This window comes from Bacteroides sp. MSK.20.12 (assembly GCF_019052435.1).
Classification (GTDB): Bacteria; Bacteroidota; Bacteroidia; order Bacteroidales; family Bacteroidaceae; genus Bacteroides; species Bacteroides xylanisolvens.
On sequence record NZ_JAHQVH010000003.1, the window covers coordinates 204,333 to 217,609 of the forward strand.

General features: G+C 41.5%; 9 protein-coding genes. All 9 read left to right on the top strand.

Features of this window, described 5'->3' with window-relative positions:
- The first annotated feature begins 4 nt into the window (after positions 1-4).
- Positions 5-2,188: an alpha-N-acetylglucosaminidase gene (locus tag KTR06_RS02860; RefSeq protein ID WP_120067270.1), complete on the top strand. Its 2,184-nt coding sequence runs from the start codon at positions 5-7 to the stop codon at positions 2,186-2,188.
- Between the two features lie 118 nt (positions 2,189-2,306).
- The gene (locus tag KTR06_RS02865; protein ID WP_004317492.1) at positions 2,307-2,888 is read left to right on the top strand and encodes an RNA polymerase sigma factor; all 582 of its coding nucleotides are present in this window, start codon (positions 2,307-2,309) and stop codon (positions 2,886-2,888) included.
- A 108-nt stretch (positions 2,889-2,996) separates the two neighbouring features.
- On the top strand, positions 2,997-3,953 hold the full coding sequence (locus KTR06_RS02870) for a FecR family protein (RefSeq protein ID WP_008646407.1): 957 nt from the start codon (positions 2,997-2,999) through the stop codon (positions 3,951-3,953).
- Positions 3,954-3,984: 31 nt separating this feature from the next.
- Entirely contained in the window at positions 3,985-4,758 is a 774-nt protein-coding gene (locus KTR06_RS02875) for an endonuclease/exonuclease/phosphatase family protein (protein ID WP_004302417.1), read from the top strand.
- 7 nt (positions 4,759-4,765) lie between these two features.
- Positions 4,766-5,545: a hypothetical protein gene (locus KTR06_RS02880; protein WP_004310715.1), complete on the top strand. Its 780-nt coding sequence runs from the start codon at positions 4,766-4,768 to the stop codon at positions 5,543-5,545.
- Positions 5,546-5,558: 13 nt separating this feature from the next.
- Positions 5,559-7,088, top strand: a complete 1,530-nt coding sequence (locus KTR06_RS02885; protein ID WP_120067269.1) for a hypothetical protein — start codon at positions 5,559-5,561, stop codon at positions 7,086-7,088.
- A 321-nt stretch (positions 7,089-7,409) separates the two neighbouring features.
- Complete coding sequence (locus KTR06_RS02890; protein WP_120067268.1) at positions 7,410-8,396, top strand: FecR family protein; 987 nt, start codon at positions 7,410-7,412, stop codon at positions 8,394-8,396.
- A gap of 162 nt (positions 8,397-8,558) precedes the next feature.
- Entirely contained in the window at positions 8,559-11,774 is a 3,216-nt protein-coding gene (locus tag KTR06_RS02895; RefSeq protein ID WP_120067267.1) for a TonB-dependent receptor, read from the top strand.
- 20 nt (positions 11,775-11,794) lie between these two features.
- Entirely contained in the window at positions 11,795-13,273 is a 1,479-nt protein-coding gene (locus KTR06_RS02900; RefSeq protein ID WP_120067266.1) for a RagB/SusD family nutrient uptake outer membrane protein, read from the top strand.
- Positions 13,274-13,277: the final 4 nt, after the last annotated feature.

The following is a 13,277-nucleotide window of genomic DNA, read 5'->3' on the forward strand; positions in this document are numbered from 1 at the left end:
CAGAATGAAAAGAAAAAGTGTATACACGTGTCTGGTTATGCTGCTTATGTCGTTGGCTCTTCAGGCTAAAGACAAAGATGTAGCTGTTGCGGAAGCATTATTGAAACGTTTGCTACCGTCATACATCGAGAGTTTTCAGTTTCAAAAGTTAAAAGGAGAGAAAGACTGCTTTACAATAGAGTCCGTAAAAGATAAAATTGTAATCGGTGGAAACAACGCCAATTCAATGGCGATGGGACTGAACCATTACTTGAAATATTACTGTCTCACTACAGTGTCATGGTATGCGGATATAGCCGTTGAAATCCCTGAAGAATTGCCGATGGTTGGTGAGAAGGTGATTTCGGAAGCGAGAGTGGATACTCGTTTTTTCCTGAATTACTGCACGTATGGTTACACGATGCCTTGGTGGCAATGGAAAGAATGGGAACGTTTTATTGACTGGATGGCCCTTAATGGTATAAATATGCCTTTGGCAATTACCGGACAAGAAGCCGTGTGGTATAAAGTCTGGTCGAAAATGGGAATGTCGGACATCGAAATACGCTCTTACTTCACGGGACCGCCGTATCTGCCCTGGCATCGGATGGCTAACATAGATCGTTGGAACGGTCCGTTGCCAATGGAATGGCTGGAACACCAGGTAAGCTTGCAGAAAAAAATACTCGCGCGTGAGCGTGAATTGAATATGAAGCCTGTATTGCCAGCCTTTGCCGGACATGTACCTGCCGATTTAAAACGGCTCTATCCCGAGGCCGATATTCAACATTTGGGCAAATGGGCCGGCTTTGCTGATGCATACCGTTGTAATTTTCTGAACCCTAACGATGCTTTGTTTGCGAAAATTCAGAAACTATTTCTTGATGAACAAAAAAAACTTTTCGGAACCGATCATATTTATGGTTTAGATCCTTTCAATGAGGTTGACCCGCCCAGTTTCGAACCCGAATATTTGCGGAAGATAGCTTCGGATATGTACGCTACATTGACGGCTGCCGATCCCAAAGCCCAATGGATGCAAATGACGTGGATGTTTTATTTTGATAAAGATAAATGGACTTCCGAGCGAATGAAGGCTTTGCTGACAGGAGTGCCACAGAATAAAATGATATTACTTGATTATCATTGTGAAAATGTTGAATTATGGAAAAGAACAGAGCATTTTCATGATCAGCCCTATATTTGGTGTTATCTGGGCAATTTCGGGGGAAACACGACTTTGACAGGTAACGTCAAAGAAAGTGGCGCACGACTTGAGAATGCTCTTATTAACGGTGGAGGCAACCTTAAAGGAATCGGCTCTACGCTGGAAGGGTTGGATGTGATGCAGTTTCCCTACGAATACATTCTTGAGAAAGCATGGAACCTGAATGTAGATGATAATAAATGGATTGAATGTCTGGCTGACAGACATGTGGGATGTGTGTCGCAGTCTGTGCGCGATGCTTGGAAACGATTATTCAATGACATTTATGTACAGGTGCCGCGCACATTAGGTACTTTACCCGGGTATCGCCCTGCATTGAATAAGAACAGTGAAAAACGGACAAGTAATGTGTATAGCAATGTTGAACTACTAGAGGTTTGGAGAAAACTGAATGAGGCACCTTCTGACCGGAGAGATGCTTTTCGCCTGGATTTGATTACTGTAGGCAGACAGGTGCTTGGAAACTACTTTCTTGACGTGAAAATGGAGTTTGACAGGATGGTTGAAGCTAAAGATTATCAGGCTTTGAAAGCTTGCGGCGAGAAAATGAAGGAGATATTGAATGATTTGGATAAACTGAATGCTTTTCATCCTTACTGTTCGCTGGATAAATGGATTGATGATGCGCGGAAGATGGGAGATTCTCCCCAATTGAAAGATTATTATGAAAAGAATGCTCGCAACTTGATTACGACTTGGGGTGGAAGCCTGAACGATTATGCCAGTCGTTCGTGGGCAGGACTGATAAGAGATTATTATGCAAAGCGCTGGGAGATGTATATCAATACATTCATCAAAGCGGCCGAGAAAGGTGTAGAGGTGGATCAGAAACAACTTGAAGATGAATTAAAAGAAATAGAAGAAGGTTGGGTAAATGCAACTGATCGGAAAGATGTTCGAAAAGATATTCATTCAGCAACTGACGGATTATTATCATTCTCCACTTTTTTATTCAGCAAATATCAAAGACTGGTGAAATAAATAAGAGGCCTGTTTCATTTGTTGTTCGCGAATCATGCTATATCAGAAAGAATTAATATATTTGAAAATAAGGACTTGATATAATAAGCTTTTTATTTTCATATTTAAAATGATTAAGATGTCCCAGAAATACTCACAGGATGAAGCCCAAGCTTTGGTTAAGGCTCTGAAAGAGGGGAACCAGCTGGCATTTAGTATTGTATACAAGACGTATGCGGCGCAGACCTTTTCTTTGGCATTTAAATATCTGCTGAATAAAGAATTGGCTGAAGATGCTGTGCAGAACTTATTCTTAAAACTCTGGCTGAAAAAAGAAGAGATCGATGAAACAAAACCCATAAACAGATACCTTTTTACGATGTTGAAGAACGATCTGCTCAATACGTTGAGAGATTCAAAGAAAAATATCTATTTACTTGAGGATTGCCTTTCAATGGTTTTGGAATTGGAAGACAATTCTCAAAACGAAAACCTTAAACAAGAACAAATGAACATCATACAGCAAGCTCTTGAGCAACTTTCGCCGCAACGCCGCAAGGTTTTTGAAATGAAAGTTTCGGGAAAATACTCCAATCAGGAAATAGCCGATAAACTTAATCTTTCGATCAATACAATTAAATTTCAATATAGCCAATCTTTGAAGCAGATTCGCGCGACAGTGGGAGAGCTTAGCTTGTTGTTGCTTTATTGTATGATGTAGTTTTATCACTTTTTGCTGATATGGAACGTTCTTTTGAATTAACACGGTTTAACGTAGTCTGTATAATACTTTTTTGTAACAGTGTGTATTACTAATAGATATTGAAATATGAAATCAAAAAAGAAACATACAAATCAGGACTTTGAAGTAGTTGACGGCATCGGGAAATATATGGATGACGACATTCAGAGGATAATAGAAGGCAAACAGCTCGAATTGGGCGACAGAGAATTGCCTCCTTTTGATGAATATCGCATTTATAAGAATATTCAGGAAGCCGTGATGCGGGAAGAAAAACGAAAGAACAGGAGAATAAGGATGCCATTGTTCTTTAAGTGGACGGTAGCCTGTGCAATTGTTTTGCTAGTGATAGGTGTGGGATATAATTTCTATCAAAGTCATAATGAGGCAAACCTTGTTTATCGGGAGGTCTGTGCTGTAAGGGGGGAGAAGCTACTCGTATTACTTCCCGATGGTAGCCGGGTGTGGTTAAATGCCGATTCTAAATTGACCTATCCGGAACAGTTTGCAAAATACAACAGGAATGTTACGCTGGAAGGAGAGGCTTATTTTGAGATAGCAGAAAACAAGAAATCCCCTTTTCAGGTACTTGCCGAGAATGTGAAAATACAAGTGACGGGAACGTGTTTCAATGTAAAAGCATACGCTTCGGATAAGGTAATCAAAACTACACTCGACGAAGGAAGTATAAATATCGGGCATGTGCAAAGCCGCAGGCCTATGCAGCAAATGCTTCCCGGACAAACTGCAGTTTATGAAAAAAGGAGTAATGTAATAAAAATAAAAACTGATAGATATCACGATGATGCTTCGAGTTGGAAAAGCAACCGGCTTATTTTCAGAAATGCATCATTGAAAGAGGTGCTTACAACACTCTCGCGTCATTTTGATATAGAGATTACAGTTAAAAACGAAAAGATTGCTTCGTTTACGTACGACTTCGTTTGTAAAGGGAACGATTTGAACTATGTGTTGGAGGTGATGCAATCCATAACACCGGTTAGCTTTAAAAAAATATCAGAATATACATATACTGTTGAATAAGTAAACTTAATCTAATAACAAAAACTAATTTATGAAAGCACTTTTAAAGCCCATTGTATGGGTATGCCTTTTCTTCTTTGCGTATCAAAGTACGTATGCGCAGGCTCTTAAAATAATGAGCTATAATTGCCGGATGTCCGGACAGATGACCGGCTACTCGGTGAAGGAGTATGCTGTATTTATCAGGAAATACAATCCGGATGTTGTAATGTTGCAAGAGATAGATTACAACACAAAAAGGAACAAAAATCAGGATTTCACCACTCAATTGGCTGCGGAGTTGGGATTGTTTTCCGTATTCGGGAAAGCGATGGATACTGGTGGTGGAGAATATGGAGTAGCTATCCTTTCAAAATATCCTTTTGTTTATATCAATAACAAAACTTTTGAAGGTATAGACGGAGCCAAAGAACCCCGGACGCTATTATATGTAGATATTCAGGAGCCGGGAACTTCAGACGTAATCAGGATAGGAACGACTCACCTGGATCATTCGACAGACCTGATAAGGAGCGCAATGGCTGAACAGATTAATGAGCGGATTGGTACGGGAGATACCCCGACACTGCTGGGGGGAGATTTTAATGCCCGGACCGACTCTAATGTGATTTGTGAAGTCATGAAGAACTGGCAGAGAATCTGCGATGATACATTCACCTATCCCGCAGATCAGCCGACAATCAAGATTGATTATATATTCGGACTTCCACAGAATAAGTGGAAAGTGAAATCGTTTAAAGTTTTATCTAATCCGGAAGTTTCTGACCACAGGGCTTTGTTTGCTGAAGTTGAATTTGTAAAATGAATGAAATATGAAATCAAACTATCTATATCTGCTATTTATATGTGTCATCTCTTGCCTGTTCGTTTCGTGTAGTGATGAGGATAACAAGGGAGAAGATATTCCGGAATGGAACCGGTTCAGAACAACTAACGTGTTGGTTTATGCGCACTTGTCAGAGCAAAATTTATTTAGCTCTTGTAGTTATAAAGAGGTGGCGTCATCTATCAGAAACACTGTTCATTCAGTGGCATTGCTGGACAGGACGAACGCTGTCTATGGGCAAACAGCAATCATAAATACGGGTACGGAGACTGCTAGAGAAAGTAAGAAAGTGCCGGTGTTTGTACCTGTCAGCTATAGTAACGGAGAGAAAAAGATAATCGGCAGTACTGTGCTTTTTCCTTCTACTATTTCCGAAATGACACAATATGTAGTAAAAAACGATTGCAGATATCTTGAAACAAAAACAGAAGCAGTGAACGGAGTAGATATGCTCTTCTGTTCTGTATCATTAAATAGTGAAGACCTGATAGCTCCGGCTGTCAACGTTTTCAAGAAAAAGGTAAACGAACAGACGGTTCTGGTAGGCACTGTTAAACGTGCGTTATTGCCTAATCTTGAGTCGGCAATTACTTCTAACTTAACTTCTGATACCTATTCTTTTGTAGAAGTGGAAAATAGAAATAGAGACTCCGAGTATTGTATATTTGTCCTGACTTCACACAAATGGGCTTTTAGGGGGGTAACCGAAACAAGTGTAAGCGGAGATTTACATTGTTTTCAATTACAAATCGAATCTTTAAAATAAAAAATGAACGGTCATGAAGCAATATATCAAAAATATAATGATCCTGATACTTGCCCTTCCATGGGGTTTATTGTTGACAAATTGTAGTGATAGTGAGTCTGATTATTCGGACGACAACGCGTATCCGCCACCTACTGTAGAACTCACTTCTCCTTCCGAAATAGATGTGGTGGAGTATAACTCGACGGTGACTGTATCTGCTAAAAGTTTCTCTGCTGTGGGTATACATAGTATATATGCTACCTTGTTGAAGATGGATGAAAATGGAGAATATGAAGAGATAAACGCGACTGAACGCCAACGTTTAAAGATAGATACTCTGCAAACTGATATGACACTTGAATTTGACTTGAATGTCAAGGTCAACACGCGTGAAGCAGCCGGGATATTGGTAACATCAACGGACGTTTTGACAAAAACGGCACAAAAGGTAATACCTATTAAAAAGATAACTAAACTTCCATCCCAGATATTCACCGAACCATCAGATTTCCCTGTTTTAGTACCCGATGAAGAGGTTTCTCTGTCTGTAGTGATTCGTTCAGCTGTGGGCATTAAGTCTATAAAACATACGTTGTGTAATAAAGTACTGGGTGACCTGAAGGAATATACGACTATTCCGGTATCAGGCAATCCGTTGGAAATGGAATTTATCCTAAAAACTGTCGTAGACAATAAAGAGACCAATGGAATCAAGATCGTGGTGGAAGATATAGAAGGGTTGAAAGAGGAAAAGATTATCAATATCGAAGGTCTTGAGGGTGTTGACAATAATGTTGCGCTTGTTTTCAACGATATCGAAATGGCACCCGAATGGGAACATTCAACAGAACCGGATCAACCTTATATTTTCTCCATAGAGGGAATAATGGTACAAGGTGTGCAAAAGCATGTATTAAGCCTGAAGGAAATTAAAGGATATGGCTCAAAGGCAAATAGCGTAGACTTTGCTTTCATCAATATATGGAGAAATCCAAGCTTTGTTGCCGTTAAAAACAGAGGTTTCTCTTATGTCAGTGCGTCAAGAATTAGTGGAGGACCGATAGGGCGAGCTTACGATGTGAATGACTGGATCAAACCGGCAGGTGTTGCTACCAACAAAACGCTGTTTACCCTTATCCCTGATGATAAGGTTACTGATCTTGGTATTGATGTGATGATGGCGAATGCGGCTTCGGACGTTCATACTTTTGAGGCGTTGAATATGTTGGAAAGTATAACTAAAGGAGGTGCCGATATGTTAATGCAAAGAGTCAATGCGTCTGATGGATACCCGAATGATCCTTGTAGTCTGCAGATAAAAGACAATTCTTATATTGCTTTTGTTACTGCAGCAGGCAAATACGGTGTCATTCATGTCATTGAAGCCGCAAATGATACGGATGCGTTAGTTGCCGGAGGATGTAAAATAGCTACTCCTACAGGAGTGGTAGGAAGCCAGGGACCAGCCTACTCGGGAGCTGGCATAACCGGACTCACCTATGACGGTGTGGCATTACTTTACGGACGTACCTGTAAGTTGAAAATTGTGGTTCAAAAGTAAGGTTATTATAATGGAAGTATGAAAAAATATGTATTTTATATAAGAATCAAGAGAGGTTGGCTCTGAATTTGAGATGCTTCCTTAATATTGGCTATAGTTAAAGTAGTCCGAAAAGCTTTGAGCTTACTAAAATCACCTTTACTACAAATATATCGTAGTAAGGGTGATTTTTCTTTTTAGGGTAAAGTCATTGACTTATGCATTAAATGAGAAAAAATAGAGTTGTTTAGTGAGTGTTATGAAAAAAATGTCGAATGCTTTCAGGGTAATTCAAAAGTTACGGGTCTATTTAACAAAAGAGCTTATAAAACACATTTAAATATGGAAGACATTTATATTATCATATCTAAATATCTATTGGGAACAGCTTCTCCGCAGGAGGAGATGGAAATTATGGAATGGCGGAATGCTGATGCCGGGCACGAACAGGAATTTCAGGAACTGTGCGAGAGCTGGCAGATAGCTCATGCGGGAATACATCCGGTAATTCCTGATAAAGAACGTGTGTGGGAAAAGATAATGAGTAATCTGAATCTGGTGAAACCTGTGAAGATGTACACGCGGCGGTTGTTGTATCGGGCAGTGGGAATTGCTGCTATGCTGGCACTGGTGTTGGGCTTCTCGCTCTCTCTGCTGGTTTCGGAAGAGGAAGAAGTAGGATTAGTCTCATTTACAGCTCCTGTTGGCCAGAAAGCTGAAGTCAGTTTGCCGGATGGCACTAAAGTTTGGTTGAATTCCGGTTCTACTTTGACCTATTCTACGGATTATGCCAAAGATTGCCGTTCTGTAAAATTGAACGGACAGGCCTTTTTTGATGTGGTGCAAGACAGTAAGAGACAGTTTGATGTATTGGTAGGTGATGTGAAAGTGTTGGTTCATGGTACCGCATTCGATGTCAATGGATATGGAGACCATTCAGAATTGGAAGTTGTACTGCTTAGAGGGCACGTGACGGTTGTCTCGGCTTTAACGGACAAGCTGTTGGCAGATATGAAACCCAATCAGAAAGTCATTATTCCTTTGCATGAAATGGAGAAGTGTAAATTGGAGGCTTGCGATGCTGAAGTAGAGTCCGTATGGCGATTGGGCAAGCTGAAAATTGAAAATGAGAACCTGCAGGAAATAGTTCAAAAAATGGAACGATGGTATGGCATCAAAATTCAATTGCATGATGTACCGGAAAATAAACGTTATTGGATGACAATTAAAACAGAATCTTTGCGAGAGATGCTTGAGATCATTAATCGGGTGACTCCGATTACATACACTATTAACGGAGAGGAGGTGAGCATAACCGGAAGAAAGTAATCGAAGAATAAAAAAGGACGCAGAAGAGTGCCATCTTCCACGTCCAAAGAGCAAAACCTGCGTATGTATGCTATCCGTCAGACGGATGGCACAGGTATAGCCTTGCTTTATGCAGACAAAGGTAATAATTAATTCCTTTATTTAACCTTAAATGAGTTTACAATGTTGAAGCTAAAACAAATATTATGTAGCATTCTTGTTTTGGGCAGCCTGCTTTCCAGCCCTTCGCTATGGGCGCAGAAAGAGACTAAGGTCAATATCGCTGCCAGGCAGATTTCTTTAAAAAATCTGATACAAGCTGTTGAAAAACAGACAGATTATACTTTTGTGTTCGATAATTCTATCCCTCTGTCACGTATTGTTTCCCTGAAAGGAGGTTCTCAATATCTTTCGGATGTGCTGAAACAGGCCTTTGATAAAAGTGACATTGCGTATGAAATAGTAGGCAAACAGATTGTTTTACAAAAGGTGCAGACGAAGACCAACCGGACGATTTCGGGTGTGGTGAAAGATGAGCAGGGAGAAGCGGTTATCGGAGCAAGCGTATTGGTAAAAGGTACCACCAACGGTACGGTTACCGATTTTAACGGAAAGTTTGAGTTGCAGAATGTACCAGAAAGTGCCACTATTGATGTGACGTTTATAGGTTACGCCCCACAGAGCAAAAAGGTGGTGGCCGGAGTACGTTCAATGAATTTCGTTCTTGAAGAAGATACAGAGACATTGGATGAAGTAGTAGTGGTAGGTTACGGCGTACAACGTAAACGGGACCTTTCCGGTTCGATAGCTTCCGTCAAAGGCGATATCATTACTGAATATGCAAATACTTCTGTTGCGTCAGCATTACAGGGACGCGTGTCAGGCGTACAGATTCAGCAAACTAATGGCCAGCCGGGAGCCGGAATACAAGTGAGGGTACGTGGTTCCAATTCTATTCGGGGTGACAATGAACCGCTTTGGATTATCAACGGATTTCCGGGTGACATTAATATGATTAATACGGCTGATATCGAATCTGTTGAAGTGATGAAAGATGCTTCCGCAACTGCTATCTATGGCTCGCGCGGTGCCAATGGTGTCATCTTGATTACGACGAAGCAAGCTAAAGAGGGGAAGATTACGGTGGAATACAATGCCAGCTTCGGTGTGCAGAGTCTGGCTAAAGAACTTGAGCTACTCGATGCTTGGGAATATATGAGCTATCTGAATGAAAAAGCAGCGATTAATAATCAGCCGACGATATATACCGATGAAGAGATTAAATCTACTCGGCATAGTACCAACTGGCAGCGTGAACTGTTTCGTAATGCACTTGTTACCGACCACTCTGTGAATGTCTCTGGTGGTACAGAAAAAGTTCAGGGAACGTTAGGCGCCAGCTATTTCGATCAGCAAGGTATCGTGAAGGAAAGTGGCTATAAACGTATGTCTATCCGTTCGAGCCTGAATTATCATATATCAAAATATGTCACCGTGTCGAGCAACTTGATTTTCAGCCGCTCCAATCATAATCAGATGAATTCGCAGGGAGGTAGCCGGGGAACGTCTGTTATCGGTTCTACACTGATTCTGCCGCCAACAGCGACACCTCATTATGACGACGGAACCTGGAATGACTTCCAAACACAACCGATTGCACCGGTAAATCCGTTGGCTTATGTGAAAGAAGTGGATAATAAATGGTACGCCAACCGGATTATGGCAAATGCTTCATTGACAATAAAACCGATAGACGGACTTTCAATTCAGTTATCTGCCAACGTTAACAATAACCAGAATCGCAAAGATTATTATAAGTCATTGCAATACCCTAATTCACAAGGAGCTGCCTCTATTACATTTGGAGAAACAGTCGGTATCACAAGTAATAATATCATAACCTATAATAAGAGTTTTCTAAAAAAACACCATTTGAGTGTGATGGGTGGTTTTACCTACGAACAGAGTACATCGAAAACTGCGGGAACGGGTACGGCCGAAGGCTTCTTGAGTGATGTGACCGAAACCTATGACATGGATGCAGCTACCGTTAAGGGGCTGCCGACATCTTCTTATTCAGATTGGCGTTTGTTCTCATTTCTGGGACGTGTCAACTATAATTATGCTGATCGCTATCTATTGACTGCCAGTCTTCGTGCTGATGGTTCTTCACGTTATAGTAAAGGAAACAAATGGGGATACTTCCCTTCAGCGGCAGCGGCCTGGCGTCTTTCGCAAGAGTCTTTTTTGCGTGATGTAGAGTGGCTTTCGGATCTAAAGTTCCGTTTGAGTTACGGAGTGACTGGTAGCACTGCCATCTCACCGTATTCTACGCAGAACACATTGAGGACGGAAAATGTAGTATTCGATAAGAATACAACAGTGGCGTATGTCCCGTCAGATACCTACACCGGTGATTTGAAGTGGGAAACAACCTCACAGTTTAATGTGGGGGTTGATCTGTCCCTATTTAATAATCGCCTCCGCATGACTGCAGATTATTATCGGAAGAAAACGACTGATTTGCTGAACAATGTAGAGATGCCTCGTTCAAGTGGATACACCACTGCCCTGCGTAACATCGGTTCCATCCGTAACTCGGGGTTTGAGTTGCAACTCGACGGGCGGATTATTGATCGTGCTGTGAAATGGGATTTGGGTGTCAACTTCTCGCTCAATCGCAGCAAAGTGTTAGTCCTTTCGGAAGATAAGGATATTTTCGGTGGCGAATTGGATAACACCATTCTGAAAGACCAGCTCAATCTGATGCGTGTGGGTGAGCCAATGTATGTTTTCTACGGATATGTTGAAGATGGATACGATGAGAACGGTCATATCGTATATAAGAATATGGATGACGATCCTGCCATCACAGCAGCAGACAAGACCATCATCGGTGATCCTAATCCTGATTTTCTGGTCAATTTAACTACAGCAGTCAGTTATAAAGGGTTTACGCTAAGCGCTTTCTTCCAGAGTTCAATAGGTAATGATATATATTCGCTTAGTATGGCTGCACAAGCTTATGATTATGGATATAACGGGAATACGTTGCGCGAGGTGTACTATAACCATTGGACACTCGAGAATCCTACCGCAAAATATCCCAATCTCGACCAGACTTCTTATAAAATGTCCGACCGGTTTGTTTATGACGGCAGCTTCGTCAGACTGAAAAACCTCGAATTGGCCTACGATGTACCTTGTGCCCGTAACAAATTCATCAAGCGCGCCCGTGTCTATGTGAGTGCCCAAAACCTGTTTACTATTACGAGCTACCCTTTCTGGGATCCGGATATAAATGCCAATGGTGGCGGAAGCTCGATGATTCAGGGGGTAGATTCGTATTGTTATCCTAGTGCCCGTACTTATACGATTGGATGCCGACTCACTTTCTAACATATAAAAATTGATGTCTTATGAAAAAATTATTGATATATATTGCCGCTTTTGCTATGATACTGGCAATGAACACATCCTGTGAAGATATGGGCTCTTTGGAAGAACATCCGAAGAAAGTGGATGCAACGACTTTTATGGCGAATGCCAAAGAAGTGGAGAGTGTTATCAATTCCATCTATTTCCAACTCCGTCGTGATCCGGGATTCAGTCGTTATCTGATTGTTCTGGAAGAAGGACTGGCGGATTATTGCATTGGAAGAGGTAACTATGCCACAGCTTATGATACCGGGCTTACCAGTGGTGGGGTGGGCTTCTCCAAAGATAGCTGGGCGGTGTTGTATCGTGCCATTCGTTTTGCCAATAATATTCTTGACGGTATAGGTAATACTCCACTCTCGCAACAGGAGTATAACAACCTCACCGGGGAAACACGTTTTCTACGTGCATTCGCCTATTCATGGCTGGTACGAAATTGGGGCGCCGTTCCTTTTTTCGATGAACAGAACATGAATGACTTTAATAAACCCCGTACTCCGGAAGCTGATATCTGGAAGTTTGTGATTGATGAGGCCGATTATGCTGCATCCAATCTCCCGGAAGTGGCTAAATCTGCCGGACGTCCTTCGCGTTATGCCGCATTGGCATTGAAAACAGAAGCTTGTCTTTATGCCGGTCGCTATGAAGAGGCAGCTGAAGCAGCCGGTTTAATTATTTCATCCAAACGATATTCTCTGGTTGAGGTTGGCAAAGCGGATGATTTCCTCGACCTTTACGGTCATACGGCTAATGCCACTTCTGAAGAAATTTTCTATATAAAGTTCAACCGCGATAGTGGATCGACCATCGCCTATATGTATCTCTGCAAGCCCAATCCTTTCGTGAATATGGGAGCTGTAGGAATTTATACCGATTATCAGAAGAATAAATTTATTCAGAATTGGGACCAGAATGATTTACGTTATCAGTTCGGATTGTATAAACAAACGCAGAATGGAACACTTAATGCACTGACTAAAACGGGTATGATTTGCTCGAAATTCAGAGACTCGGAATGGACAGGGAGCAGTACAACCCCCAATGACAATCCGGTATATCGTTATGCTGATATTCTGCTTTATTATGCAGAAGCTGTTTGTCGCTGGAAAGGAGCTCCTACCGATGATGCCATGGAAAAATTGAATATGGTGCGGCGACGTGCTTACGGACAGAAACCGACACAAGCATCTTCTTCAGACTATAAACTGGCCGATTATGCAAGTAAAGATGCTTTCCTTGCACTGGTGTTGCAGGAGCGTGGCTACGAAACGATTTTTGAAGGTAAACGCTACAATGACCTGAAGCGTTGTGGAAAGCTTGCAGAAGCAGCTTTGGCTGCCGGACGTATTTCGGCTTTATCCGAAGTGGGAGATGCAGCCTACTGTTGGCCTATCCCTACCGATGAATTTAATTATAATATGGCATTGGATCAGACAAAAGACCAGAATCCTGGGTATTAACAAC

Excerpts from the sequence above, each read along its gene's own strand:
- KTR06_RS02870 (WP_008646407.1), top strand. The coding sequence starts at position 2,997 with ATGAAATCAAAAAAGAAACATACAAATCAGGACTTTGAAGTAGTTGAC.
- KTR06_RS02875 (WP_004302417.1), top strand. The coding sequence starts at position 3,985 with ATGAAAGCACTTTTAAAGCCCATTGTATGGGTATGCCTTTTCTTCTTT.
- KTR06_RS02895 (WP_120067267.1), top strand. The coding sequence starts at position 8,559 with ATGTTGAAGCTAAAACAAATATTATGTAGCATTCTTGTTTTGGGCAGC.
- KTR06_RS02880 (WP_004310715.1), top strand. The coding sequence starts at position 4,766 with ATGAAATCAAACTATCTATATCTGCTATTTATATGTGTCATCTCTTGC.
- KTR06_RS02900 (WP_120067266.1), top strand. The coding sequence starts at position 11,795 with ATGAAAAAATTATTGATATATATTGCCGCTTTTGCTATGATACTGGCA.
- KTR06_RS02890 (WP_120067268.1), top strand. The coding sequence starts at position 7,410 with ATGGAAGACATTTATATTATCATATCTAAATATCTATTGGGAACAGCT.
- KTR06_RS02885 (WP_120067269.1), top strand. The coding sequence starts at position 5,559 with ATGAAGCAATATATCAAAAATATAATGATCCTGATACTTGCCCTTCCA.
- KTR06_RS02865 (WP_004317492.1), top strand. The coding sequence starts at position 2,307 with ATGTCCCAGAAATACTCACAGGATGAAGCCCAAGCTTTGGTTAAGGCT.
- KTR06_RS02860 (WP_120067270.1), top strand. The coding sequence starts at position 5 with ATGAAAAGAAAAAGTGTATACACGTGTCTGGTTATGCTGCTTATGTCG.